This window comes from Glycomyces sp. NPDC048151, from assembly GCF_043202775.1.
In the GTDB taxonomy this organism is placed as follows: domain Bacteria; phylum Actinomycetota; class Actinomycetes; order Mycobacteriales; family Micromonosporaceae; genus Glycomyces.
This window is the reverse complement of sequence record NZ_JBIDBB010000007.1, coordinates 295,329-320,666: the sequence shown is the minus strand read 5'-3', so window position 1 is coordinate 320,666 and position 25,338 is coordinate 295,329. Positions and strand designations below refer to the sequence as shown.

24 protein-coding genes, 2 tRNA genes and 1 pseudogene are annotated in these 25,338 nt (G+C 69.7%); 4 read left to right on the top strand and 23 right to left on the bottom strand.

The window, feature by feature from the left end:
* Positions 1–67 precede the first annotated feature (67 nt).
* From ACGGCP_RS18950 to ACGGCP_RS18905, 10 genes are all read right to left on the bottom strand, one after another.
* Positions 68–466 (bottom strand): type II toxin-antitoxin system VapC family toxin, encoded by a 399-nt coding sequence (locus tag ACGGCP_RS18950; RefSeq protein ID WP_392968047.1) that lies wholly within the window; start codon positions 464–466, stop codon positions 68–70.
* A complete protein-coding gene (locus ACGGCP_RS18945) occupies positions 429–692 on the bottom strand; it encodes a CopG family transcriptional regulator (protein ID WP_392967819.1) in 264 nt (87 codons plus the stop codon). The genes ACGGCP_RS18950 and ACGGCP_RS18945 overlap by 38 nt, the downstream gene beginning before the upstream one ends.
* Before the next feature lie 109 nt (positions 693–801).
* Entirely contained in the window at positions 802–996 is a 195-nt protein-coding gene (locus ACGGCP_RS18940; RefSeq protein WP_392968045.1) for a helix-turn-helix transcriptional regulator, read from the bottom strand.
* 40 nt (positions 997–1,036) lie between these two features.
* Positions 1,037–1,888 carry an ABC transporter permease gene (locus ACGGCP_RS18935; protein WP_392967817.1) on the bottom strand — a complete coding sequence of 284 codons (852 nt, stop codon included), beginning with the start codon at positions 1,886–1,888 and terminating at the stop codon, positions 1,037–1,039.
* Positions 1,885–2,790, bottom strand: a complete 906-nt coding sequence (locus ACGGCP_RS18930; RefSeq protein ID WP_392967815.1) for an ABC transporter ATP-binding protein — start codon at positions 2,788–2,790, stop codon at positions 1,885–1,887. Before ACGGCP_RS18930 ends, ACGGCP_RS18935 begins: the two co-directional genes overlap by 4 nt.
* Before the next feature lie 134 nt (positions 2,791–2,924).
* The gene (locus ACGGCP_RS18925; RefSeq protein WP_392967813.1) at positions 2,925–3,953 is read right to left on the bottom strand and encodes a sugar ABC transporter permease YjfF; all 1,029 of its coding nucleotides are present in this window, start codon (positions 3,951–3,953) and stop codon (positions 2,925–2,927) included.
* A complete protein-coding gene (locus tag ACGGCP_RS18920; protein ID WP_392968043.1) occupies positions 3,950–4,975 on the bottom strand; it encodes an ABC transporter permease in 1,026 nt (341 codons plus the stop codon). The genes ACGGCP_RS18925 and ACGGCP_RS18920 overlap by 4 nt, the downstream gene beginning before the upstream one ends.
* A gap of 43 nt (positions 4,976–5,018) precedes the next feature.
* Positions 5,019–6,542, bottom strand: a complete 1,524-nt coding sequence (locus tag ACGGCP_RS18915; RefSeq protein WP_392967811.1) for a sugar ABC transporter ATP-binding protein — start codon at positions 6,540–6,542, stop codon at positions 5,019–5,021.
* A 96-nt stretch (positions 6,543–6,638) separates the two neighbouring features.
* Positions 6,639–7,631 carry an ABC transporter substrate-binding protein gene (locus ACGGCP_RS18910; protein ID WP_392967809.1) on the bottom strand — a complete coding sequence of 331 codons (993 nt, stop codon included), beginning with the start codon at positions 7,629–7,631 and terminating at the stop codon, positions 6,639–6,641.
* Between the two features lie 162 nt (positions 7,632–7,793).
* Positions 7,794–8,375: a cob(I)yrinic acid a,c-diamide adenosyltransferase gene (locus ACGGCP_RS18905; protein ID WP_392967807.1), complete on the bottom strand. Its 582-nt coding sequence runs from the start codon at positions 8,373–8,375 to the stop codon at positions 7,794–7,796.
* Positions 8,376–8,399: 24 nt separating this feature from the next.
* Between ACGGCP_RS18905 and ACGGCP_RS18900 the strand changes: the two are divergent.
* Positions 8,400–9,242, top strand: a pseudogene (locus ACGGCP_RS18900) (3-hydroxyacyl-CoA dehydrogenase family protein); the annotation flags it as partial.
* Between the two features lie 76 nt (positions 9,243–9,318).
* Here ACGGCP_RS18900 and ACGGCP_RS18895 read toward each other — a convergent pair.
* The 7 genes from ACGGCP_RS18895 to ACGGCP_RS18865 all read right to left on the bottom strand — a co-directional run bounded on the left by ACGGCP_RS18895 (position 9,319) and on the right by ACGGCP_RS18865 (position 13,480).
* On the bottom strand, positions 9,319–9,738 hold the full coding sequence (locus ACGGCP_RS18895; RefSeq protein ID WP_392967805.1) for a MaoC/PaaZ C-terminal domain-containing protein: 420 nt from the start codon (positions 9,736–9,738) through the stop codon (positions 9,319–9,321).
* Positions 9,735–10,064 (bottom strand): MaoC family dehydratase N-terminal domain-containing protein, encoded by a 330-nt coding sequence (locus ACGGCP_RS18890; protein WP_392967803.1) that lies wholly within the window; start codon positions 10,062–10,064, stop codon positions 9,735–9,737. Before ACGGCP_RS18890 ends, ACGGCP_RS18895 begins: the two co-directional genes overlap by 4 nt.
* A gap of 86 nt (positions 10,065–10,150) precedes the next feature.
* Complete coding sequence (gene rpmG, locus ACGGCP_RS18885; RefSeq protein WP_270110586.1) at positions 10,151–10,318, bottom strand: 50S ribosomal protein L33; 168 nt, start codon at positions 10,316–10,318, stop codon at positions 10,151–10,153.
* 102 nt (positions 10,319–10,420) lie between these two features.
* A tRNA-Met gene (locus ACGGCP_RS18880) sits at positions 10,421–10,492 on the bottom strand.
* A gap of 69 nt (positions 10,493–10,561) precedes the next feature.
* A tRNA-Thr gene (locus ACGGCP_RS18875) sits at positions 10,562–10,634 on the bottom strand.
* A 98-nt stretch (positions 10,635–10,732) separates the two neighbouring features.
* Positions 10,733–13,258 carry a putative bifunctional diguanylate cyclase/phosphodiesterase gene (locus tag ACGGCP_RS18870; RefSeq protein WP_392967801.1) on the bottom strand — a complete coding sequence of 842 codons (2,526 nt, stop codon included), beginning with the start codon at positions 13,256–13,258 and terminating at the stop codon, positions 10,733–10,735.
* A gap of 36 nt (positions 13,259–13,294) precedes the next feature.
* Complete coding sequence (locus ACGGCP_RS18865) at positions 13,295–13,480, bottom strand: hypothetical protein (protein ID WP_392967799.1); 186 nt, start codon at positions 13,478–13,480, stop codon at positions 13,295–13,297.
* 273 nt (positions 13,481–13,753) lie between these two features.
* On the opposite strand from ACGGCP_RS18865, the gene ACGGCP_RS18860 reads away from it, so the two are divergent.
* Together ACGGCP_RS18860 and ACGGCP_RS18855 are read left to right on the top strand one after the other, a co-directional pair.
* Entirely contained in the window at positions 13,754–14,743 is a 990-nt protein-coding gene (locus ACGGCP_RS18860) for a biliverdin-producing heme oxygenase (protein WP_392967797.1), read from the top strand.
* Positions 14,744–14,917: 174 nt separating this feature from the next.
* Entirely contained in the window at positions 14,918–15,691 is a 774-nt protein-coding gene (locus tag ACGGCP_RS18855; protein WP_392967795.1) for a M23 family metallopeptidase, read from the top strand.
* Positions 15,692–15,811: 120 nt separating this feature from the next.
* On the opposite strand, the gene pcrA is transcribed toward ACGGCP_RS18855, so the two are convergent.
* From pcrA to ACGGCP_RS18835, 4 genes are all read right to left on the bottom strand, one after another.
* Positions 15,812–18,040 carry a DNA helicase PcrA gene (gene pcrA / locus ACGGCP_RS18850; protein ID WP_392967793.1) on the bottom strand — a complete coding sequence of 743 codons (2,229 nt, stop codon included), beginning with the start codon at positions 18,038–18,040 and terminating at the stop codon, positions 15,812–15,814.
* A gap of 87 nt (positions 18,041–18,127) precedes the next feature.
* Positions 18,128–18,397: a chorismate mutase gene (locus tag ACGGCP_RS18845; RefSeq protein WP_392967791.1), complete on the bottom strand. Its 270-nt coding sequence runs from the start codon at positions 18,395–18,397 to the stop codon at positions 18,128–18,130.
* Between the two features lie 246 nt (positions 18,398–18,643).
* The gene (locus ACGGCP_RS18840) at positions 18,644–19,765 is read right to left on the bottom strand and encodes a Cys-Gln thioester bond-forming surface protein (protein WP_392967789.1); all 1,122 of its coding nucleotides are present in this window, start codon (positions 19,763–19,765) and stop codon (positions 18,644–18,646) included.
* Between the two features lie 398 nt (positions 19,766–20,163).
* Positions 20,164–21,273 carry a Cys-Gln thioester bond-forming surface protein gene (locus ACGGCP_RS18835; protein ID WP_392967787.1) on the bottom strand — a complete coding sequence of 370 codons (1,110 nt, stop codon included), beginning with the start codon at positions 21,271–21,273 and terminating at the stop codon, positions 20,164–20,166.
* A 216-nt stretch (positions 21,274–21,489) separates the two neighbouring features.
* On the opposite strand from ACGGCP_RS18835, the gene ACGGCP_RS18830 reads away from it, so the two are divergent.
* Positions 21,490–22,740: a phosphatidylserine decarboxylase gene (locus tag ACGGCP_RS18830; protein WP_392967785.1), complete on the top strand. Its 1,251-nt coding sequence runs from the start codon at positions 21,490–21,492 to the stop codon at positions 22,738–22,740.
* On the opposite strand, the gene ACGGCP_RS18825 is transcribed toward ACGGCP_RS18830, so the two are convergent.
* Together ACGGCP_RS18825 and guaA are read right to left on the bottom strand one after the other, a co-directional pair.
* Entirely contained in the window at positions 22,737–23,654 is a 918-nt protein-coding gene (locus tag ACGGCP_RS18825) for an NUDIX hydrolase (protein ID WP_392967783.1), read from the bottom strand. The two genes, ACGGCP_RS18830 and ACGGCP_RS18825, sit on opposite strands and share 4 nt — an antisense overlap.
* A gap of 31 nt (positions 23,655–23,685) precedes the next feature.
* On the bottom strand, positions 23,686–25,230 hold the full coding sequence (gene guaA, locus ACGGCP_RS18820) for a glutamine-hydrolyzing GMP synthase (protein WP_392967781.1): 1,545 nt from the start codon (positions 25,228–25,230) through the stop codon (positions 23,686–23,688).
* Between the last annotated feature and the right edge of the window lie 108 nt (positions 25,231–25,338).

Genomic DNA, 25,338 nt, shown 5'->3' with positions numbered 1-25,338 from the left:
CTCACCCTCCCAGCCGAGGAAGACCTGAAGGTGGCGCGGAGGTGAACACCTTGCAGCCGAGCGGAGGTCAGCAGTCTTTCGGGAGCAGCCTGAAGGCGCCGCCCTGCAGCGGCGTGACCGGTCGGAAGTCCCGCTCATCGCGAGTGAGCAGGTCGAGCGTCTTGTACCGGTAGGCAAGGACAACCAGGCTCGCGTCGGTGAGCCCGAGGTCCAGCCCGGCGTACTTCGCATCGACTCTGACGGCCGTCAGCAGGTCGGTATGGGACATCGAGGCGACCTCGATCATCCGTCCCTGGAGCAGTCCGGACAGGATCCCTCGTGCGGCTTCGCTGCTCACCACCTTGCGAACGAGGTAGTCGAACTCAGCGAGGACGAGCGGGCTGACAATGAGCGGCCTGGTCTGCACGGCAGCGAGCCCCCGGACCTCCTCATGGTGCTGATCGTCGGCGTTGACGAGACTGAGCAGGCAGTTCGTGTCGCAGATTCGAGCAAAGGTAATCCTCTTCGTCTCCGAGCGCGGCGAGCTCCGGGCTGCTGATCACCGGCAACTGGTCCCACTGGGGTGTGGTGGATTCGAGGCCCGCATCGATGAACTCGCGGATCACCTCGGCCTCGGATATCCCGCGTTCGGCAGCACTGCGGCGGATGCCGTCCTTCTCTTCAGGAGTGAGGTACACCGTGGTCTTGAACATAAGCACACTGTGCCATGCGTACGGCGTCTCCGATGAACAAAAAGGGCCCCGCTCCCCGGACCGGCTCGCGCCGTGGTGTTGCCGGGAAGCGGGGCAGGAGACCCCTCTCCTAAGCGCCGAGGCGCGGGAAGGGCTTGGTGGCGAAGACCACTTCGACGGGGACCTCGAAGTACTCGGCGAGCTTCAGAGCCAGGTACAGGCTCGGGCTGTACTCGCCGCGTTCGAGGTAGCCCACGGTCTGGTAGTGGACGCCGAGGGCGTCGGCCAGCTGCCGCCGCGACACGCCCCGCTCGGCGCGCAGCATCGCGATCCGGTTGTAGACCTCGTCCCCGGCCACGGCTCGATCACCAGTCCCTCTGCATGTCGGCGCGGCGCGCCGCCACCGCCGAACCCGATTCGCGCCGCGACATCCGCCGGAGCAGCCTGGGCGCCAAGGCCATCGAGACCACGGCCCACAGCGCGAGCACGGCGAACATGGTAACCGTGCGCCACTCGCCGCCGACCTCCACGGCCGCCATCGAGTCCGGCAGCAGCGCGTGCCGCATGCCCAGGCCCATCCAGTACACCGGGAACGCCTGCCCGACCCCCTGCAGCCAGCCCGGCAGCGCCGTGATCGGGTAGAAGATCCCCGAGACCGCGATCAAGCCCATGATCGGGAACATGACCAGGCCCATGTTGCGCGGGTTGTCGAGCAGCGCGCCGATGACCGCCCCGATCGGCAGGGCCGCGACGATCCCCATGAGCAGCACGGCGGCGAAGATCAGCCACCGGTCGGGCGTCCCGAACTCGAGGCCGTCGAACAGCGGCAGGCCGACCGCGAGCATCGCGATCACCGTGATGCACAGGAACATCGCCGTCGACACGAGGTGCCCGACCAGGTACCCGGTCATGCCGCCCGGCATCGACTTGGCGCGCAGCAGCGTCCCGTTCGTGCGGTCCATCGCCAGCGCGCCGACCATCGCGGTGATGCCGCCGAAGATGACGTTCATGCCGATGAGGCTCGGCATGTTCATGGAGCCCAGGGAGACCGGTGCGCCTTCGAAGTCGGCCCGCTGCATGAAGACGAGGACGACCATGGCGATGCCGGTGGGGACGAGGAAGCCCATGAGGTCCCCCGGGGACGTCAGGGAGATCTTCGTCTGGATGAGGGCGCGCTTCCAGCCGGTCCGGTACTCGTGGAGAGTGTTGGTGCTCATCGGGTGGCCTCCTTGAACGAGTCGACGGCCGTGACCGCTTCGCCCGCTTCGAACTTCGCGACGAGTTCGAGGTAGGCGTCTTCGAGACTGGCTCGGTGGACTTCGAGTTCGGTGACGGTGCCGCCGTCGGTGGCGAGGAGCTGGCGCACGAAGTCGGTGGCGTCCTCGGTGGCGTGGATCTGGAGCTTCCCGTCCTGGACCCACTTCACTTCGGCGGTGGTCGCGGCGGCGCGGGCGAGCTGGTCGGGCGAGCCGTCGGCGATGATGCGCCCGCCCGCGAGGATGAGGATCCGCTCGGCGAGCTTCTCGGCCTCGTCGAGGTCGTGGGTGGTGAGCAGGATCGTGGTGCCGTCGAGGTCGGTGAGCCGGTGGATGAGCTCGTGGAACTCGCGGCGGGCGTGGGGGTCGAACCCGGTGGTCGGCTCGTCGAGGAAGAGCAGGGCCGGGCGGCCGATGATGCCGAGGGCGACGTCGAGGCGGCGGCGCTGGCCGCCGGAGAGCGCTTGGACGCGCTGCCCGCCTTGCGCGGTGAGGCCGACGATGTCGAGGAGTTCCGCCGCGGCCCAGGGGTCGGTGTAGGGCTTGTAGTACTCGGCGAAGTGGGCGACGATGTCGCGGACCTTCCATTTGCCGTTGTCGCGCCATTCCTGGAGGACGACGCCGAGGCGGGCGCGCCAGGCCTCGTTGCCGTTGGCGGGGTCGGTGCCGAGGACTTCGACGTCGCCGCCGGAGCGGCCGCGGAAGCCTTCGAGGATCTCGATGGTGGTGGTCTTGCCGGCGCCGTTGGGCCCGAGGAGCGCGGTGACGCCGCCGGGCTGGATCTCAAGGTCGAGCCCGGTGAGCACGTCCTTGTCGCCGTAGCGCATCCGCAGGTCGGATACGGCGATGGCGGGGTGTCCCATGTTCTTCTCCGCAGTAGCAGTCCGTTGATTGATAGCACTCATGCTACATCTCGCGGTAGGACTCTGCCAAACCGTATAACGACGAGGGCCGCCGACCATCGGTCGGCGGCCCTCGCGGTGCGGAGAGGGTTGGTCTAGGTGCGCCGCTTCTCACCCGAGCGCGCCAGGGCCCTCTGGAGGAGGATGAACGCGAGGAGCAGGACGCCCATCACGATCCGCGCCCACCAGGAGGAGAGGTTCCCCTGGAACTGGATGAGGGTGTTGAGCAGGCCCCACACCATGACGCCCGCGAGCGTGCCGAGCACGAACCCGGCGCCGCCGGTGAGGAGCGTGCCGCCGATGACGACGGCCGCGATGGCGTCGAGCTCGGCGCCGACGTGGCGGAGCGGGTCGGCGCTCTTGGTCGCGAACGCGGCCAGGACCCCGGCGAAGGACGCGCAGAAGCCGCTGACGACGTAGACGCCGATCTTGGTGCGCGCCACCGGGAGGCCCATGAGGAGCGCGGACTGCTCGTTGCCGCCGACGGCGTAGACCCCGCGTCCGAAGCGCGTGTAGTGGAGGACCACGAACGCGATCAGGACGATCGCGATGGCGGCGAACGACAGGTACGGGAGCCAGAACCCGCCTTGGCGGATCCCGCCGCCGAACTCGACGTGGGTCATGCCCCACTGGAAGAACCCGACGTCGCGCATCGACATGTCGCTGGTGGAGATCTGCAGCGTCAGGCCGCGGAACAGGAAGAGCCCCACGAGGGTCGCGATGAACGGCTGCACGTTGAAGTAGTGGATCACCGCGCCGATGAGCAGGCCCCACCCGGTGCCGAAGAGGAGGACGAGGGCGACCACGAGCGGCGCGCCGAGCCCGGCTTCGACGGTGAGCCAGGCGCAGGTCATGGTCGAGAAGGCCATGACCGAGCCGACGGACAGGTCGATGCCGCCGGAGAGGATCACGAAGGTCATGCCGATCGCGATCACCAGGAGCGGCGCGTTGTCGATGAACAGGTTCGCCAGGACCTGCGGCTTCTCGAAGTTGCGGTAGTTGGCGACGCCGCCGGTGTACAGGGCCAGGAGCAGCGCCACGGTGGCGCCGATCGGGATGTACCTGGTGAGGCCGTCGAACAGGGACGAGCGCGACGGGCGCTCGGTCAGGGTCTGGGTGCTCATCTGGCCGGGACCTCCTCGGCGGGCGCGTCCGCCTGCGCGGCGGGTCTCCTCTTGAACGGTTTGAACACCCAGGCCCGGAACTCGCTGCTCTGGAGCAGGGCGACGATGAACACGACGATGGCCTTGACGGTGAACTGCCACTGGTCGGAGAGGCCGATGTTGATGATGGTGTCGCCGAGGGTGCCGATGATGACGACGCCGATCGCGGTGCCCAGCAGGTAGAACCGGCCGCCGAGCAGCGAGGTGCCGCCGATGACGACGGCGAGGATCGCGTCGAGCTCGATCCACAGGCCGCCGTTGTTGGCGTCGGCGCTGCCGAGGTTGGCCGCGCCGATGAGCCCGGCCAGGCCCGCGCACAGCCCGCACACGAGGTACACGAGCACGGTGATGCCCTTGGACCTGATGCCCGCGAGGCGGCTCGCCTCGGGGTTGCCGCCGACCGATTCGAGCAGCATGCCCAGGGCGGTCCTGCGGGTGAGGAGGACGAGCGCGGCGAAGACGGCCGCGGCGATCCAGATCGGCACCGGCACGGTGAGGATCTCGCCTCGCCCGAGCTCGGTGAACGGGCTGGAGTCCTGGACCTTCGGGATCTGCCCGCCGGTGACGAGCTGCGCGATGCCGCGCCCGGCGATCATGAGGATGAGGGTGGCGACGATCGGCTGGATCCCGAAGTACGCCACCATGGTCCCGTTCCACGCGCCGATGACGGCGGTGACGACGAGCGCGACGGCGACGGCCCGGAAGATGAGCCCGGCCGCGGACTGGTCCGCGCCGTCGATGATGGTCTGGCAGGCGATGGCCGCGCCGATGGCGTAGACCGCGCCGACCGACAGGTCGATGCCCTTGGTGGCGATGACGAGCGTCATGCCGAGCGCGATGAGCATGAGCGGGGCCGAGCGGCGCAGGATGTTCACGAACGCGCCGGAGAGGCGCCCGTCCTGGACGTCGGGCCAGATGAAGTCGAAGCCGGTCACCATGATGTTGACTACGACGAGGACGACGAGGACCAGCACGGGCCACATGAGGCGGCGCGCGTACTGGTTGGCGCGGATGCGGTCGAGGGCGCTACTCACTGCCGCCTCCGGCCACGATCGTGTCGACGATGCGTTCGGTCGTCATGTCTGCCTCGGATTCGAGCACGCTGATGAGTTCCCGGTCGCGCAGGACCGCGATCCGGTCGGACAGGCGGGTGACCTCGTCGAGCTCGGCGGAGACGAACAGGACGGCCATCCCGTCGCCGGAGAGCTCGGCGACGAGCTTCTGGATGTCGGCCTTCGCGCCCACGTCGATGCCGCGGGTCGGCTCGTCGAGGATGAGGAGCTTGGGCTCGATGAGCATCCAGCGGGCGAGCAGCACCTTCTGCTGGTTGCCGCCCGAGAGGTTCTTGACGGGCATGTCGGGGTTCGCCGGGCGGATCCCGAGCTTGTCGATGAACTCGGCGACGACCCGGTTGCGCTGCGCGGCAGGGATCGTGCGGGCCCAGCCGCGAGCGGCCTGCATCGCCAGGATCATGTTCTCCGCCACCGTGAGGTCGCCGACGAGGCCCTCGGTCTTGCGGTTCTCGGGGCAGAACGCGATGCCGCGCGCGGCAGCTGTGCGCGGGTTGTGTCCGCCGACCTTCGCGCCGTCGAAGAGGAGCGAACCGGAGTCGGCCCGGTCGGCCCCGGCGATAAGCCGGACGGTCTCGGTGCGGCCCGAGCCGAGGAGCCCGGCGAGGCCGACGACCTCGCCGCGGCGCACGTCCAGGTCGTACGGGGCGATGGAGCCCTTGCGGCCCAGGCCGTTCGCGCTCAGCAGCGGCGCCTCGTCGGCGACCTCGTGCGCGGCCACGGACCGCTCCAGCTGCTCCAGCGTGGCGGCCTCGCGGCCGAGCATGTGCCCGATGAGCTCGGACTCCGGCAGGTCCGCCGTGGCCCACTCGCCGACGAGCTTCCCGTTGCGCAGCACCGTCATCCGGTCGCAGATGTCGTAGACCTGGTCGAGGAAGTGCGAGATGAACACCATCGCGGTGCCCCGCTCGGCGGCGAGGCGGCGCATGAGCCCCAGGAGGACGGCGACCTCGTCGCGGTCGAGCGAGGACGTCGGCTCGTCGAGGATGAGCACCTTCGCGTCGATGTCGACCGCCCTGGCGATCGCCACGAGCTGCTGCATCGCGATCGAGTACGACGACAGGGGCGCCGCCACGTTCAGGTCGATGCCGAGGTCGTCCAGGAGCGCCTTCGCCTTGCGGCGCATGGCCCTGAAGTCGATGAAGGGGCCGAGGCGCGGCTCGCGCCCGGCGAGGAGGTTCTCCGCGACCGACAGGTTCTCGGCCAGGTTCACCTCCTGGTAGACCGTGGCGATCCCGGCGGCCTGGGCCGCGCCCGGGCTGTGGAAGCGCACCGGCTTCCCGTCGAGGAGGATCTCCCCCGCGTCGTGCGCGTGCACGCCCGTGAGGACCTTGATGAGTGTGGACTTCCCGGCGCCGTTCTCACCCATGACGGCGTGGATCTCGCCGGGTCTGAGGGTGAAGTCGACGCCGTCGAGGGCGCGGACGCCGGTGAAGTCCTTCACGATGCCGGTCATCGAGACCAGGGCAGCATCGGACATGGGACTCGTCCTTCGTTCGGATCGGACTCTGGGGTCGGCGGCGCCGTCCAGGACGAGGGGAGGTCCTGGACGGCGCGGCGGTGCCCTTGCGGGGCTTTAGAACTGACGGTTCGGGAGCTCGGCCTCGAAGGTCTCGGGGCCGAAGACGCCTTCCTCGACCGGCGTGAACTTCTCCGGGCTGCCGCCCTCGATGACGTCGACGACGACGTCCATGAGCTGCTCGCCGAACGCCGGGTTGCACTCGACGATGTAGTTGACCTTGCCGTCGACGCCGGCCTGGAACCCGGCCTTCGAGCCGTCGACGATGATGATCTGGATGTCGGTGCCCGGGGCCTTGCCGGCCTCCTCGATGGCCTGGATCGCGCCGAGGCCCATCTCGTCGTTGTGGGCGTACAGCAGGTGGATCCCGTCGAGACCGTGGGTCGTGATGAAGGTCTCCATCGTCGCCTTGCCCTCTTCGGCGGTGAAGTTGCCGGTCTGGGAGTCGACGAGCGTGTAGGCCACGGCCTTCTCGTCGAGGACGGCGAAGAACCCGGCCTTGCGGTCGTTCGCGGGAGCCGAGCCCGTCGTGCCGGTGAGCTCGAGGATCTTGAAGTCCGGAGTCGCGGCGAAGGTCGTCGCGGCCCACTCGCCGGCCGAGCGGCCCTCGGCCTCGAAGTCCGAGCCCAGACGCGTGACGTACAGGTCCTCGTCGGCCGCCTCGATGCCGCGGTCGGCCAGGACCACCGGGATGCCGGCGTCGGAGGCCTCGGTCAGCACGTCGGTCCAGCCGGTCTCGACCACCGGTGCCAGGACGATGGCGTCGACCGCCTGGTTGATGTAGCCGCGGACCGCGGCGATCTGCTTCTCCTGGTCCTGCTGGCCGTCGTCGAACTTGAGCTCGATGCCGCGCTCGTCCGCGGCCGCGGCGTCCTGCACGGACTTGGAGTTGGCGGTGCGCCAAGCGGATTCGGCACCGACCTGCGAGAAGCCGATGACGTACCCGTCGCCGCTCCCGCCGTCGCCGCCTTCACCGGAGTCCTCGCCGCAAGCGGTGAGGCTGAACAGAGCTGCGCCGGCGCCGATGCCGGCGAGAGACCGTCGTTTCAAGGGGGGTCGCCTTTCGAGAGCGGATTTGCACTACGAGGGTTTTCGATATTTGCGAATATGCATGTTACCGCTCATATCCTCACCTGTGTTATCGCTCTCGTCAAGCTGGCAACCTTGTTCAGGCCAGTAACGATTTGAAAACGCGGCGAGACGACGCCCTGTCTACGCCTGCGACGCCCCCGGCTTCCACAGCACGTCGCCGCCCGGGTTCGCCTTGCGCGCCAACACGAACAGCAGGTCCGAGAGCCGGTTGAGATACGTCACCGGCACCGCGTGCGTCGTGTCCGGCTCGGCGTCCAGCAGCGCCCACACGTGCCGCTCGGCCCGCCGCGCCACCGTGCACGCCTGGTGCAGCAGCGCCGCGCCCGGCGTCCCGCCGCGCAGGATGAACGACCGGAGCGCCTCGAGGTCGGCGTTGCACTCGTCGATCCACCCCTCCAGACGGGTCACATAGGACTCGTCGATCCGCATCGGCGGGTACTTCGGGTCCTCGGACACCGGCGTCGAGAGGTCCGCGCCGACGTCGAACAGGTCGTTCTGGACCGCGAGCAGGATCTCCCGCTCGCGCTCCCCGATCTCGCCCGTGTGCAGCGCCAACGCCGTCCCGATGACCGCATTGGCCTCGTCCACGTCGCCGTACGCGGCGAGCCTGACATGCGTCTTGGGGACGCGGGAGAAGTCGGCGAGGCCGGTCGTGCCGTCGTCGCCGGTCTTCGTGTAGATCCTGGTGAGATTGACCGCCATGCACCGACCATATAGCCTCGCCCCATGGCAACAGTCACAGTAATCGGTTCGGGACTCATGGGCTCCGGGATCGCGCAGGTCACGAGCCTGGGCGGTTGGGACGTCACGTTGATCGACACAGACAAGAGCGCCCTCGAACGCGCCAGGGCCACGATCCGCGGTTCGCTCGACCGCTTCGTGGCGAAGGAGAAGGTCACCGCGGAGGACGCCGAGGCCGCGCAGGCCCGCATCACCGTCGCCACCGACCTCGACGCCGCCGCGGGCTCCCAGATCGCCGTGGAGGCGGTCTTCGAGCGCCTCGCGGTCAAGCAGGACGTCTTCCGGAAGCTCTCGGCGGTCTGCTCCCCCGAGACCGTCCTCGCGACCAACACCTCCGCGATCCCCATCACCGAGATCGCCGCCGCCGCAACGCATCCCGAACGGGTCGTCGGCACCCACTTCTTCTCGCCCGTCCCGATGATGCAGCTGTGCGAGCTCGTGCGCGGCATCCACACCAGCGACGACGCGCTCGACGCGGCCCGCCGCCTCGCCGAGTCCGCCGGGAAGACCTGCGTGGTCGTCAACCGCGACGTCGCCGGGTTCGCGACCACGCGGCTCATCTGCGCCCTCGTGAACGAGGCCGCCCGGCTCGTCGAGGACGGCGTGATCTCCGCCGAGGACCTCGACACCGCCTGCAGGCTCGGCTTCGGCCACCCGATGGGCCCGCTCGCCACCGCCGACCTCACCGGCATCGACGTCATCACGCACGCGACCGAGAACATCTACGAGGACACTGCTGACCCGCAGTTCTTCCCGCCCGCGCTCCTGCGCCGCCTCGTCGCGGCGGGCGAGATCGGCCGCAAGTCCGGGAAGGGCTTCTTCGACTACAGCAAGTTATCCACAGGCCTGTGGACAACGGAAAACGGCGCTGACCTGCTGGTCAGCGCCGTTTCTCGACGTCTCGTTACTTCGCGGCCAAGGTCGCGCGCACCGGGGCGAGGACCTTCTCGCCCGCGCTCGTGACGGTCATGGCCAGTTCGACCGAGGCCGCGTCGACCTTGCGGACCTTGCCTTCCACGACGACTTCCGCGCCTTCGGCGGCGGGCACGACGACCGGCTTCGCGAAGCGCGCCGAGAAGTCGGTGAGGGTCGCGTCGATCCCGGCGTCCGCGGCCCATTCGCGGACCGCGCGGGAGACGAGGCCCATCGTGTACATGCCGTGGGCGATCACGTCAGGGAGCCCGGCGGCCTTGGCCGCGGCTTCGTCCTGGTGGATCGGGTTCTGGTCCCCGGAGGCGTCCGCGTACGCGACGAGGTCGGCGCGCGTGACCGGGAACGCCGTGGTGAACACGGTCTGCCCCGTTTCGAGTCCGCTGAAGGTCACGCCTGGTCTCCCGCCACGAACAGGGTGGTCCACACCTCGGCGACCAGGTCGTCGCCCTCGCGCACGTCGGTGCGCAGCGCGAGGAGGTCGTTCCCGGCGACGGACTTGATCGACTCGATCGTCGCGGCGCACGACACGGCGGCGCCCGCCCGGAGCTCCCGGTGGTACGCGAAACGCTGCTCGCGGTGCAGGACGCGGCTCCAGTCGAGCCCGAAGTCGGGGTCGTCGATGAGCCGCTCCGCCGCGGGCAGCGTGAGCGATATCAAGAACGTAGGCGGAACCGAACCGTCGTCGTCCAGGCCGAGGGCCTGGACGAAACGGGTCACCGAATCCGGGGTCACGACCACCGGTTCAGCGGGCGGCAAAGACCGACCTATGTACGAAGTGTTGAGCATGTACTGCGGTGGAAGGACTAGCGGGTCTCTTTGTGGGTACGCGAGACCTTGCACTTCGGGCAGTACTTCTTGAGCTCGAGCCGGTCGGGGTGGTTCCGACGGTTCTTCTTCGTGACGTAGTTGCGCTCTTTGCACTCCACGCACGCCATGGTGATCTTGGGGCGGACGTCAGTAGCCTTGGCCACGATGAGTGCCTTCCTCTAACGCGGCCTGCCGGGATGACGGGCCGTTCTTGAACAAAACAAAGCGTCGGCCAGCATATCTCAGTGACCGACGCTTGACAAAAGTAGCGATGGGCAGGATCGAACTGCCGACACAACGATTATGAGTCGTTTGCTCTACCACTGAGCTACACCGCCGTGCGCTCACTGCCTACAGATGGCTCTGTGTGAGCAGTACAGCACTCGAATGGTTCTTGAGTGCTTCCGAGCCCCCTTACGGAATCGAACCGTAGACCTTCTCCTTACCATGGAGACGCTCTGCCGACTGAGCTAAGGGGGCGTTCGCGAGGCTTCCCTCGCGGCCTTGACAAGAGTACATGACGGGCCGCCGGGAACGAACACGGGGCCCGCCTTGCGGTGCGGGCCACAGCGCCGCCGTCAAACGACGCGGAGGCGGGCCCGGCCGGTGCCGCCGGCCTGGCTGTCGAGCCACGCGGCGAACCGGTCGGCGGGCAGCGGGCGCGAGAAGTAGTAGCCCTGACCGGCCTCGCAGTGGAGCTCGCGGAGCTGCTCGACGGTCTGGTGCGCCTCGATGCCCTCGGCGACGACGTCGATCGCGAAGTGCCGGGCGAGGCCGAGCACGGCCTCCACGATCGCGCGGTCGTCGGCGTCGGTGGCCATGCCCTGCACGAACCGCAGGTCGATCTTGATCTCCTGCACCGGCAGCCGCCGCAGGTACGCGAGCGAGGAGTACCCGGTCCCGAAGTCGTCCACCGAGAGGCGCACGCCCATCTCGTGCAGCCGGTCGAGCGCGGGCGTGAGCCGCGGCTCGCCCGACACCACGTCGTCCTCGGTGATCTCGAACGTCAGACGGTCCGCCGGGACGCCGTGCCGCTCCAGGACCGTGGCGACCTTGTCGGGGAAGTCCGCGTCCGCGAGCGTGCGCGGCGACAGGTTCACCGACATCGGCAGCGGCCCGTCCTCCCCCGCCCACTCGGCCGAGCGCCGCAGCGCCTCGTCCAGGACGGTGTCCGTGAGCTGCCCGAGCTGCCCGGTCGACGCGGCGATCGGGATGAACTCCTCGGGCGCGACGAGCCCGAACGTCGGGTGCGGCCAGCGCACGAGCGCTTCAGCGCCGAGGATCGCGCCGGGGTCGGTGAGGGCCCGGTCGAGGCGGACCTTGGGCTGGAAGTGCACTTCGAGCTGGCCGCGGTCGAGGGCGCGGCGCAGGTCGGCGGCGAGGCCGATGCGGCGCAGGCTCTCCGATTCGAGCCCGGAGTGGTAGAGCTGCACACCGTCGGCGGCGTTCTTGGCCTGCCTCGTGGCGCCGTCGGCGCGCTTGAGGAGTTCGTCGGCGTCGGCGGCGAAGTCGGGGTGGGTGACGACGCCGACGGCGGCGGAAAGGCTGACGGCGACACCGCCGACTTCGAAGGGGCCCTGGACGGCGGCGCGCAGGCGCCGGGCGGTGTCGAGCGCCTCGTCGGTGGAGGCGAGGCGGGTCTGGAGGATGAACTCGTCGGAGTCGATGCGGCCGAGGAAGGACGCGGCGGGGGCGTGCCGCTTGAGGCGTTCGGCGAACTCCCTGAGGGCGGTGTCCCCGGCCTCGTGGCCGAGGGCGTCGTTGATCTCGTGGAGGGAGTCCACATCGAACATGAAGACGGCGACGACTTCCCCGGGCACGGTGATCGAGAGGGCCTCCTGGAGCGCGGCGAGGGAGCGGCGGCGGCTGGGGAGGCCGGTGAGCGGGTCGTGGTAGGCGTCGTAGCGGAGCTGGTCGACGAGGCGCTCGTTCTGGACGGCGATGCCGACGTTCGCAGCGATCGTCTCCATGAGCTGGAGGTCGGTGGGCACGAAGTGGGAGATCTCGCCGCCGATGCGGTCGGCGACCGAGAGGCACCCGTAGACCTCGTCGCCGGACCTGAGCGGCACCATCATCGCGCCGCGGAGCCCGGCGGCCTCGAGGGCGGCCTTCTGCTCGCGGGTGCCGTTCTTGGGGCTGAGGAGGACGCCTTCGCCGGAGGCCATGACGGCCTGCTGGAGCTCGTCGGGGATGGGGTCGAGGTCGGTGAGTCCGGCGTCGTCGAGAGTCGAGGTCAAGCGGATCTCGGGGTAGCGCCCGGACTTGGGGACCCAGACGGTCGCGGACTCGGCGGAGAGGATGTCGCGCAGGCGTCCGAGCATGGCGTCGATGAGGCGCTTGGAGCGGACGGAGTCGACGACGAGCTGGGTGAAGTCGTTGAGCTCGCGCAGGACGTGCCGCTGGCGGCGCAGCGCGGTGTAGCTGCGGGCGAGGTAGATGAAGGCGGCGACGACTGCGGCGATGAGGACCCCGGTCCACAGGTTCGCGCCGAGGAGCACGAGGAACAGGACGCCGACGCAGGCGGCGAGGATCGGGCCGATGAGGGTGAGGGCGAAGCCGATCCAGGCCTTCTTGACGCTGTCCCATCCGGAGAGGAAGAACAGCATGAGGGAGATGAGGATCGTGGTGATGAGGCCGACGATGACGATCGCGGAGATGAGGACGAACCAGGTGCGGGGGTCGGCGGCCGCGCCGAGCTGCATGTACTGGACGTAGAAGACCGCGACCGCAGTGGAGGAGGTCGTCATGCCGACGTTGAACGTCGGCTTCATGAGCCCGATGTCCTCGCGGATGTACCGCCCGGCGTAGTAGCAGGCGGAGGCGAAGCACTTGGTGGCGACGACCCAGAACGGGGGCAGGAAGAACAGCGCGATGACGAGCGGGATGTCGGTGAGGTTGAAGGAGATCCGCATCCCGCGGGCCTCGTGCTGGACGAGGAGCCCCTGTGCGACGACGAAGAAGACGACGAACAGGGCTACCTGGACCACGGGGAAGTTAGCGGGCGGCCCCAGGAGGGCCAGCCCGCCGATGCCCATGGCGGTGACGACGCCGGTGACCACCCGAGGCATGACCTGGCGGAGTACCCGGTCACGGCCTCTGGTCACCGTCATCGCGTATGGACCTGTCGCTGAGCGGAGGCGCTAGCTGATGTCGCCCGAGCTCTGCGCGGACATGGAGATGTCGCCAGAGCTGTTCGGGTTCGCGGAGATGTCTCCGGAGCTGCCGCCGGCGTTGGCGGCGGTGGCGCTTCCGGCGATGATGCCGAGCGCGAGGAGCCCCGCGGCAAGCGCAGCGCCGAGCCGCTTGAAGAAGTTGACCGGTTTCACGAGGCCTCCCGTGAGGTGTGGGAATGTGCTGTCAAGGGGACCAGTAGAGCCCATGGTGCCACAGTCCGCTCTCCCTGGGGAAGGCTTGCGACCGTGATTCTCGCGCTCTTTCTGGTTCAGCCGTACGGGTGAGCACGGCTCACACCATTCTCGCCGATGCCCGGAGGGGGCTCGCCCACGGGTCGGGCGTTCGCACGCCTGGTCGTGCTCGGTCATGTAGGTTAGGCTCACCTTACACAAGAATATGATCGCTGTTCGATAAGGAATACGCACATGCCTGCAGACACCGCCGCTGCGAACGGACCGGCCGACGCCGGTGCGCCCCTCTTCTCGGCCCGGATCCGCGAAGCCTCATGGTCGCGCCACCAAGGGCTCGACCCGTCGGCCGACGAGGCCGCCGAGAAGGCCCCGGGCGTGTTCGACCTGCTCTTCGACGGCACCCTCAGCGTCGACGACTACACCCGCTGGCACGCGCAGCAGTACTTCGTCTACGAGGCGATCGAGGCCGCGGCCGCACGCTTCGCAGACGACCCGGCCGCCGGGCCGTTCGTGTTCCCCGAGCTCGCGCGCGTCCCCGCGATCGAGGCCGACCTGAAGTTCCTCATGGGACCGAAGTGGCGCTCCGGCATCGAACCGCTCCCGGCGACCAAGGCCTACGTGGACCGGATCAACGAGGTCACCGCCGACTGGCCCGGCGGGTACATCGCCCACGCCTACACCCGCTACCTCGGCGACCTCTCCGGCGGCCAGGCCTTCGGGAAGGCCGCGCGCCGCAACTACGGCTTCGAGGACGAGGGCGCGTCCTTCTACGTGTTCGCCGACATCAAGAGCCCCAAGGCGTTCAAGGACGAGTACCGGGCCCGCCTGGACGCGGTGGACCTGCCGGAGGCCGACAAGGCCCGCGTCATCGAGGAGATCCTCCTGGCGTACGACCACAACGGCGCGGTGCTCGCGGCGCTCGGCGCGGAACTGGGCCGCAACCCGTTCGAGCCGAAGGTGATTGCCGCGATCTGCCACCACATGAACACCGACCACGTCGCCGACACGCTCGTGATCTGCCAGGGCGCGGGCGGCCAGCGCGACGCGGCGACGGCGCGCATGACGGGCTTCGACGGCGAGGGCGCGGACTTCGCGGCGGTCGTGGACGGCGCGGAGGTGCCGGTGCGGATCAACTGGGCGGGACCGTTGTCGGAGCGGGCGGAGGTGCGGCCGGAGATCGTGCGGCTGTTCACCGAGTCCAAAGCGCAGCTCGAGAACGCCTGACCACTACCTTCCGGGAATGTCCTGATTGTCGCGACACGCCGGGCGGTGACGAATCTCGCCCGCCCGGTGTCCGCGGCGCTACCGTGTGGCGGTTGCCAAGCCCACGGCAGGCCCCCCGGGAACCTCCGGTTCCGAAGCGCCGCCGATGGGCACCGCCACTATCTCGGAGCTCGAATGTCCGATTCCGGACCGGTAGCCGCCTCCGCCATCAGGCGTCACGCCGCCCGGCCGCACCGCACGAGGGGCCAGCACCGCGCCTCGTGGGCCGCTGAACTCTCCCCGCTGCTGGCGGGGACGCAACGCCGTTACACCGCCGTGGTCGGCTCGGCCGTCGCCGGGGCGTCGATCGTCGCGATGGCGACCGGCGCCGGGTTCTCCTCCGGCGAGGAGGCCCCGGAGCGGTCGCGGGCGGTGGCCGACATCGCGGCGCTGGCCGCGGAGGCGAGCGTCCCGGAGACCGAGGTGGGTTCCACTGGGGACGTCCCGATCGGGACGGCGACGGCCGACGCGGCCGCGGTCGCGGAGCGGACGTCGCCGGTGACGGGGCAGGCGGCGCAGATCGCGTGGACGCCGATGCTGGACGACATCACGATCACGTCGCTGTTCGGGCAGCGGTGGGGCCGCAACCACAACGGGGTCGACTTCGACGCCGAGACCGGGGACCCGGTCTATGCGGCGTATCCGGGGACGATAACGCACGCGGGCTGGGAGACGGGGTTCGGGAACCTCGTCGTCATCGACCACGGCGACGGGGTCGAGACGTACTACGCGCACAACTCGGAGGTCCTCGTGAGCGAGGGCGACTGGGTGGACGCGGGCGGGCAGATCGCGAACGCGGGCAACACGGGCCGCTCGTTCGGCTCGCACGTCCACTTCGAGGTGCACGTGAACGGCGAGCCGGTCGAGCCGCTGAGCTACCTGGCCGAGGCCGGGCTGGACCTGTGCTGAAGGCCGCCCGGCGGGCGTACGGGCGGTCCCGGGTACCCTCCCGATCCCACCTTCACCACTACCAGTGAAAAGGACACTCTCCCATAAGGGTCCGACAATCGCCCCTGACCTGCGGGTACGTCAGAGTTTGCTGACGGGGGCGAGCCGGAGGATCACCCATTTGGGTTCGCCGTCGCCGAAGTCGATGCGGGCCTGGGCCCTCGGGCCGGAGCCCTTGAGCTCGACGACGCGGCCGAGGCCCCACTTGTCGTGGGTGACCCTGTCCCCCACGTCGAGCGCGGGGATGTCGGCGGCGTTGCGCATGACGATCGGGGAGCCGAAGGTCGCGGTGGTCTTGGATTTGACCACGCGCGGCGGCGGGGCCGACTCGGACCATTCGATGAGGTCGCCCGGGATCTCGGCGAGGAAGCGGCTGGCGGCGTAGAACTGCGGCTGCCCGAAGATGTTGCGGGTCCCGGCGCGCGTGAGGTGCAGGTGCTTGCGGGCGCGGGTGAGGCCCACGTACGCGAGGCGCCGCTCCTCCTCCATGTCGCCGGGCTTGTTCATGGACCGCTCGTGCGGGAACAGGCCGTCGTCGAGGCCGGTGAGGAACACCGTGTCGAACTCCAGGCCCTTCGCGGTGTGGAGGGTCATGAGCGTGATGACGCCGCCCTCCTCCGCCTCGGGGTCGGGGATCGAGTCGGCGTCGGAGACGAGCGCGACGTGCTCCAGGAAGGACGGCACGTCGGCGGTCAGGTCGGACTCGTCGGCGTCGGTGGTGCCGCGCACGACCGACTCGGTGAACTCGTGGGCGACGGCCACGAGCTCCTGCAGGTTCTCGATGCGGCCCTCGTCCTGCGGGTCCTTGGACTGCTCCAGGCCCTCGAGGTAGCCGGTGTCGCCGATGAGCTTGTCGAGGACCTCCTCGGGCGGCGCGGTCTGCGCCAGCGCGGTCGCCTCGTCGAGGATCTCGCAGAACCGCTTGATGCCGGTGCGGGCGCGGCCGGAGACCCCGGGGGCCTCGTCGACGCGGTGCAGCGCGGCCGGGAAGGAGATCCGCAGGCGCGCAGCGAGCGCCTCGACCTCGGCCACGGCCCGGTCGCCGACGCCGCGCTTGGGGACGTTGACGACGCGCATCGCCGAGACCGTGTCGTCGGGGTTCGCGGTGAGCTTGAGGTACGCGAGCATGTCGCGGACTTCCTTGCGCTCGTAGAAGCGGACGCCGCCGACCACTTTGTACGGGATGCCGCGGCGCACGAAGACCTCTTCGAACGCGCGGGACTGGGCGTTGGTGCGGTAGAAGATCGCCGAGTCGCCGAAGCTGGTCTCCCCGGCGTCGACGAGCTCGTCGATCCGGTTGGCGACCCACGCGGCCTCGTCGTGCTCGTTGTCGCCGGTGTGCCCGAGGATCGCCGTGCCGGGGCCCTCGTCGCTCCACAGGCGCTTCTCGCGGCCGCGTTCGGTGTTGTTGCGGATGACGCCGTTGGCGGCGTCGAGGATCGTCTGCGTGGAGCGGTAGTTCTGCTCCAAGAGGATCGTCTTCGCGTCGGGGAAGTCCCGCTCGAACTCGATGATGTTGCGGATCGTGGCGCCGCGGAAGGCGTAGATGGACTGGTCGGCGTCGCCGACGACGCACAGCTCGGCGCGGTCGTCGCCGGTGCCGACGAGTTCGCGCACGAGCGTGTACTGGGCGTGGTTGGTGTCCTGGTACTCGTCGACCATGACGTGCCGGAACCGCATCCGGTACATCTTGGCGACGTCGGGGAACGCCTGGAACAGGTGCACGGTGGACCCGATGATGTCGTCGAAGTCGACGGCCTGGGCCAGGCGCAGCCGCTCGGTGTACTGCGCGTAGACGTCGGCGACGAGCTTCCCGCGCGCGTCGTCGGCTTTGCCCGCGGCCTCTTCGGGGCCGATGAGCTCGTTCTTGAGCCGCGAGATCTCGGCGGCGAACCAGCGCGGCGACTGCTTCTTGGAGTCGAGGCCGAGGTCCTTGACGATCTGGGTGAGGAGCCTGCGGGCGTCGTCGGTGTCGTAGATCGTGAAGCTGGACTTCCAGCCGAGCCGGTGGGCTTCGCGGCGGAGGATCCGCAGGCACGCGGAGTGGAAGGTGAGCACCCACATCGCGCGCGAACGGGGGCCGACGAGCGCGTCGACGCGTTCGCGCATCTCCGCGGCGGCCTTGTTCGTGAAGGTGATCGCGAGGATCTCGCCGGGGTGGGCGCCGCGCTCGGCCAGGAGGTGGCCGATGCGGTGGGTGAGGACGCGGGTCTTGCCCGAGCCCGCTCCCGCGACGATGAGCAGCGGGGACCCGGCGTGCTCGACGGCTTGGCGTTGCGGTTCGTTGAGGCCGGTCAGAAGGTCGTTCATCACGTCCAATTATGCCGCAGCTTGCAAGGCATAACGGAGGCAGAGCGCCGCGCCGGGTACGACACCCCTCCGGCGCGGCATCACTCTTTAGAGGGGTCCGCGGCCGGAGCGCAGGACCAGCATGGCGATCTGGATGCCGTCGTCGCCGAGGGCGGCGCGGTACTTCTCGAGGATGGCGCGCTCGCGGTCCAGGACCAGGCGGGTGCCGCCGTTGGCCATGCGGATCTCGCCGACGCGCTTGGAGACCTCCGCGCGGCGCTGCCACAGGCGGATGATCTCGGCGTCGAGGCCGTCGATCTCGACGCGCAGCGCCTTGAGCTCGTCGGGGACGACTTCGGTTTCGATGCTGGCGGTCATCAGGGCTTCTCCTTAGAGCGATTACTCATCTGACTCCGGGCGGTTGTGGGCCCTGGGCGTGAAAAAGGCCCCGGGCTGTTCGCCCGGGGCCGGTAGGTCTTGGTGTCAGCGCGACGACCTACGGCTCGGACGGTTCCGGCCGTAGTAAAAGTAAAATCGCGCGCTCTGGGACACGCGGCAAGTATGCCACACGCCCGCCGGTCTGACCAGCGGGCGTGTGGCGGTTATCGCAGTGTTCAGTCGCTGTTAAGCGTCCGAGCCCCAGTTCGCGGCGGCGCGGCGGCGGCGCATGAGCACCATCGCGACGACGCCGGCGAGCAGGACCGCGCCGCCGACGGAGGCGACGGTGGTCAGGCTGGAACCGGTGACGGGCAGCTGCGGCTTCGGGGACTCGCTGGTCGGCGGGACCTCGTCCACGACGATCTCGAACTCGACCTCGGCGGAGTACTCCTCGGAGTGCTCCTCGGCGAGGATGAGGCGCTGGCCCTCGACGTCCGCTCCGGCGTCGTCGACCGGCACGAAGGTGCGGCCGGCCGGGGTGGTCCAGAAGAACGAGTCGGTGACGAGGGTGACCGAGCTGGTCTTGGCCTCGTCGAACTTGACGTAGAAGACCTGGCCGTCGGTGAGGGAGGTGATCTCCTCGCCGTTCTCGTCGACGATGGTCGCGCCCTCGGGCTGCGAGAAGGTGAGTTCGTCGATGTTGGTCGAGGCGGTCAGCGGGCCGAAGGTGCTGCCCTCGGTCTTGGCCGCGGAGTCGTCGACGTCGAAGTAGGGCTCGAAGTCGGGCTCGTCGGTCGGCACGGCCTTCTCGAGGATGTAGGCCTGGAGGGCCGGGACGATCGCGTCGGCGACGTCGTTCTCGGTCGGGTCGGTGGTGTCGAGGACCCAGCCGTCGGTCAGCGACCAGATCGCGGACTGGGTGGCGGCGTAGGCCAGCTGGTCCTGGGTGACGTCGCCGTAGTCGTCGCTGGCGAGGCCGGCCGCTTCGAGGAGCTCGCCGGCGTTGGTGCCGTCGTAGCCCTCGCTGAGGACGCCGAGGACCATCGGGAGGTCTTCGACGGGCACGTCCTCCCACGGGCGCTCCTCGTGGAGGTACTGCTCCTCGAGGTTGACGTTGAGCTGGATGCAGTAGACGGTGCGGATGTCGCCTTCGGCCATCTCGAGGCCGATCATCGAGGCGTGGGGCTCTTTCTCCACGCCCGCGGCTTCGCCGTACAGCTGAATGCCGCCGTCCTCGATGATCACGTTGCCGGCGGCGAGGGTGCTCGGCGCCTCTTCATCCTGGGCCTGAGCGGCGGCGACGCCGGTGAGACCGAGAGCGACGCCCGCGGCAGCGGCCATCGTCCCTTTCAGGGCTTTGGTCATCATTGGTAGAAGTCCCTTTGCTTTTCCGAGGGATTGACGCGTTGACTCTTCATGCGACACGTTAGCGGTACGCCGCCGGTTGCATTCGAGGGCGCGAATTTCTCGAGCTGGACTTTGACTGCGAGACAACGGAAACGGCGCGGCCTGCGAGAGCCGCGCCACTATAACGATTCGGTATCGACCGTGCCTTTGACTTCAGACGGTGACGTGTGGATACCCGTGGGACGAGAGTGGCCGGGACCGGAGGGGATCGCTTCCTCCGGTCCCGGCCGCACCATGCGCCGGGCCTTGTGTCGAGCCGCGGAGCGCGCCCGGGTCCGGACCGTTCGACGTGGTCCGGAACGCTCCTTGCGGCAGCGGGCGCTCGCCATCGGCAAGCGGGCGCCCGCATCCTTCAGGTCTTAGTGGTCGGCGGCCTTGCGGCGCTTGCCGAGCGCGATCACCGTGAGGCCGCCGACCAGGAGCGCCAGGCCCGCCGCGAAGGCGACCGTCAGGCTCGAACCGGTGGAGGGCAGCTGCGGCTTGGGCGCCTCGCTGGACTCGGGCGTGTCGAGGGCGAAACGCCACTCGGCGGGGACCTCGCCCTCGCGCGGCTGCGCGAGGATCAGCTTCTGGGAGTCGCCCACGGTCATCGGGTTGACAGCGTCGCCTGAGAGCGCTTCATCGCTGGTGGCCAGGAAGACCCGGCCGACCGGCAGGTCGTACTGGGCGTTGCCCTTGACGGTGATCTCGTTCGTGCCCTCGTCGAGGACGATCCAGAACTGCCCGCCGTCGTTCAGCGACTCGACCGCCTCGCCGTCGGCGGTCTCCAGGCGCCCGCCTTCGGCGGAGAGCTCGACCGGACCGGCGTTGGAGCGGACCGTGTAGGGGCCGAAGCGGCCGTCCTCGAACGTCGCGGACTCCTCGCCCTCGAGGTCCACAGTGAACCCGGACGGGTCCGGGACGCTGCCGGTCTCCTCGGTGAGGTGGTTGTAGACCGCGAGCACGGCCTCGTCCTCGCCGTTGTTGCCGCCCTTGACCGGGTTGTCCTTCAGCAGGTTCCAGTCGTCGGTGAAGTGCCAGACTGCGGCCTGCGTGCCCGCGAAGGCGACCTGCTCGAGCTTCTCGTCGTCCCAGTCGGGGTTGACCTCGGCGCCCGCGGCCTCGACGAGGTCGGCGGCGCCGACGTTCGGGTAGCCGCTGAACAGGACCCAGCGGACCTGCTCGAGGTTCGCGACCCCGGACTCCTCCCAGTCGCCCTCGGTGTACGGGCTCTCGGTGTCGAGCGGGGTGTGGATGTCGATGCAGTAGACGACGAGCGTCTCCTCACCGCCGTGCGGCTTGAGACCGAGCACGTTGGCCCACACGTCATAGCGTTCCTCGTCGAACTCCCCGCGCAGCTCCAGGCCGGGGGCGGTGACGACGTCGCCGGAGACCGGCTCGGGCTCCTCGGCGTGGGCCGGGGCGCCCGCGAGCACTGCGAGGAGCGCGGCTGCGGCCGCCAGCGGCGTGCGGATCGTCTTGAGTCTCATCGTGGTTCGGTCCTCCTGGGAGCGGACTTGAGGTGTGAGGTCTTCTATGGAGGGGAAACGAGACGACCCTCGGTGACGGCGCGGCCACTCGGCCGAACGATGTCCAGAACCCTCCGAAAGTACGAGCCCAAACCAGGACAAGGGTCGCGTCTCATCACCGCCGCAACACGCGAGCGCGGACCGGACCCGTCGGCGCGGCGCTCTATAGTCGGAGGCATGCCGATCTCGAAAGCCGCCGCTCGCGGCATCACCGACGAATTCGCTCGCCGGAGGGGCCCCAAGACCGGCCTGGTCGTGGGCGCGGCCTGGGGGAACCCGGTGCTGACGGCCGCGCTCGAAGCGCTCATGCCCGCCGACCGGCTCACCGTCGTCGCCGACCCCGTCTCCATTGAGGACTTGAAAGCTTCGCTGGCGGCCGAGGGCTCCTGGACCGCCGGGAACGTCACCGCCGTCGCCGCCCTCGCCGACGCCGAACCGGCCGAAGAGGTCATGCTCGCCTCCCCCGTCACCGTGGAGGCCGAGGAGTTCATCGCCGACATCGAGCTGCTGCGCGAGAAGGTCGTCCCCGGCGGCGTCCTCTCCTTCGCCGCGACGCTCACCGCGCCCGCCCGCGAGGAGATCGCCGAGCTCGTCGCCGAATACGGCATCGGCACCGACCTCATCGTCCGGTCGCTCCCGCCCGTGCGCATCCACAAGCTCCGCATCGGATCCGCCGCGAAACGCGAAGGCGAACCGCTCGCGGTCGCCCCCGCCGAAGACCTCGCCCCCGCCTGGCGCGCTTCTTCAGTCGCCGTCACCCCGCGCATGCACCTCGACTCGAACGGCGTCATCGCCGCCGGGCTGCTCCTCGGGACCGCTTGGGCCGCAAAGAAGATCCGGCCCTCATCGAAGGCGTGGGTCCTGCCCGCGCTCGCCGCCGTCCCGGTCGCCGCGTTCTTCCGCGACCCGCAGCGCGAAGCGGACCTGCGCGGCGAGGACGACGAGCCCGAAGCGGTCCTCGCCGCCTCCGACGGCACCGTCATGGCCGTCGAGACCGTCGTCGACGAGCGCTTCGGCGCCGCCACCGGCACCGCCGGATCCGAGTGGCTGCGCGTCAGCGCCTACCTCTCGGTCACCGACGTCCACATCAACCGCGCGCCCGTCGCCGGGGAAGTGGTCGACGTGTTCACCGAACGCGGCGGCTACTCGAAGGTGAGCGCGCCCGAAGCCGAGCACAACGCCGCCTGCTACACGGTGCTGTCGACCCCGCGGGGCCGCGTCGTCGTCGCCCAGCGCACCGGCGCGCTCCTGCGCCGCATCGTCAACCGCACCAAACCCGGTGCGGCCGTTGCCAAGGGCGAACGGTACGGGCTCATCCGGTTCGGCTCCCGCACCGACGTGTACCTGCCCGCCGGGGCAGCCGAAGCCGCGGTCGTCCCCGGCGAAGTCGTCCGCGCCGGAGAGACCGTCCTGGCCAGATGGCGTTAGGCCTGAGCGGCGAGGTTCTTCAGGTCGACGACCTGGAGCGCGTCCTCGACGGCGGCCGAGAGCGGCAGGTCGTCGAGGGCGTCCGCATTCCACCAGCGGGACTCGCTCGTGGAGCCGCCCGCGGCCTCGACCACCTGCGCGGCGGACGGGTCGGGGACGGTCGCGGAGTAGATCGCGCGCACCCCGTGCCAGTCCAGCGGGTAGCCCTCGGGGCCGATCGCGCGGCGGTGCCGGAATGACGTCACGTTGAGCAGCTCGCCCACCTTCGCCTCCTGGCCGGTCTCCTCGTAGATCTCGCGGGAGACGGCCGCCGTCGGCGACTCCCCGAAGTCGACGCCGCCGCCGGGCAGGTGCCAGGTCCCGCCGCCGGGGTAGCCCTCGGCGATGCGGGCGAGGAGGATGCGGCCGTCGCCGTCGGCGACGACCCCGTACGCGCCGAAGCGCTGGCCGCGCCTGCGGCGGCCCTTCTTGGCCTTCGCGGGCGGCACAGGGCGCGTCTCCTGGGGGGCCTTGTCGACGCGTCCGGCGAGCCGGTCGTCGGCGAGGTGCAGGCACGCGGAGACGAACGGCGAATGGGATTCGGCGGCCGCGCGGGCCGGTTCGACCCATTCGGCGGCGTCGCCGTCGAAGTCGCCGCCGGGGCCGCTGGTCACGGTGGCGGTGTAGATGATCGCGTTGGTGTGGACGCCCCGCCTGGCGACGGCGACGGCTTCGAGGGGAGCGCCGACGGCGACCTCGTAGCCGGTGTGCTCGCCGACGAGGCGCCCGGCGGCCCGCTTCGGGGGTTCGCCGTGGTCGATGACGCCGCCCGGCAGGTGCCAGGGGCCCGCTTCGCGTCCGCGGGTCCGCCTCGTCAGCAGGACCCGGCCGTTCTCGTCACGGACCTCCCCGTACGCAGCTATCCGGAATTGCATCCCTCAACTGTACGGCGTGATCACAGAATGACTATTCCCATTCGATGGTCCCCGGGGGCTTGCTGGTCACATCGAGGACGACGCGGTTGACGTCGGCGACCTCGTTGGTGATGCGCGTGGAGATCTTCGCGAGCAGCTCGTAGGGCAGGCGGGACCAGTCGGCGGTCATCGCGTCCTCGGAGGAGACCGGGCGCAGCACGATCGGGTGGCCGTAGGTGCGGCCGTCGCCCTGGACGCCCACGGAGCGGACGTCGGCGAGGAGCACCACGGGGAACTGCCACACGGAGCGGTCGAGCCCGGCGGCGGTGAGCTCGGCGCGGGCGATCGCGTCGGCGGCCTTGAGCAGGTCGAGGCGTTCGCGGGTGATCTCGCCGACGATGCGGATGCCCAGGCCGGGGCCGGGGAACGGGTGGCGCCACACCATCGCCTCAGGGAGGCCCAGTTCGAGGCCGATCGCGCGGACCTCGTCCTTGAAGAGGGTCCGCAGCGGCTCGATGAGCGCGAACTGGAGGTCGTCGGGCAGGCCGCCGACGTTGTGGTGGGACTTGATGTTGGCGGTGCCGGTGCCGCCGCCGGACTCGACGACGTCCGGGTACAGGGTGCCCTGGACGAGGAAGTCGATGCCCTGCTCCTCGGCGATCTCCCGGGCGGCGGCCTCGAAGGTGCGGATGAACTCGCGGCCGATGATCTTGCGCTTCTCCTCCGGGTCCGTGACGCCCTTCAGGGCCGCCAGGAACTGCTCGGAGACGTCCACGGCGCGCACGTCGATACCGGTGAGCTGCGCATAGTCCTTCTCGACCTGCTCGGCCTCGCCCGCGCGGAGCAGGCCGTGGTCGACGAACACGCACGTGAGCTGGTCGCCGATCGCGCGGTGCACGAGGGCCGCCGCGACAGAGGAGTCGACGCCGCCGGAGAGGGCGCACAGGACGCGCTTGTCGCCGACCTGCTCGCGGATGGCCTGGACCTGCTCGTCGATGATCGCCGAGTTCGTCCAGTTCGGCTTGATCCCGGCGATGTCGTGCAGGAAGTGGCGGATGACGGCCTGGCCGTGCGGGGTGTGGGCCACCTCGGGGTGGTATTGGACGCCCGCGAGGCGCGACTCGAGGTTCTCGAACGCGGCGACCGGCGCACCGGCGGTGCGGGCGACGACCTCGAACCCGGCGGGGGCCTCGGTGACCGAGTCGCCGTGGCTCATCCACACCGACTGGTGCTCGGGCAGGCCCTCCAGCAGCTTCGACGGGCACAGCACGTCGAGCTCGGTCCCGCCGTACTCCGACAGGCCGGTCTTGGCGACCGTGCCGCCGAGGGCGTTGGCCATGGCCTGGAAGCCGTAGCAGATCCCGAGGACGGGCACGCCCGCCTCGAAGAGGGCGCGCTCCACCTGCGGGGCCCCTTCGGCGTACACGCTCGAAGGACCGCCCGAGAGGATGATCGCCGCCGGCTCCTTGGCGAGCATCTCGCTCGCGGGCATCGAGGAGGGCACGATCTCCGAGTAGACGTTGGCTTCGCGTACGCGGCGCGCGATGAGCTGCGCGTATTGGGCCCCGAAGTCGACCACCAGCACCGTTTGTCGCATGCCACCAGCGTAACCGGTAGCCCGCCTCACACGAGAAGGCGCGGCAGCCGGTGTGGGGCGTTCGCGACCGGGCACGGCCCCGCCGCGGACGCCCCGCACCGCCTAAGC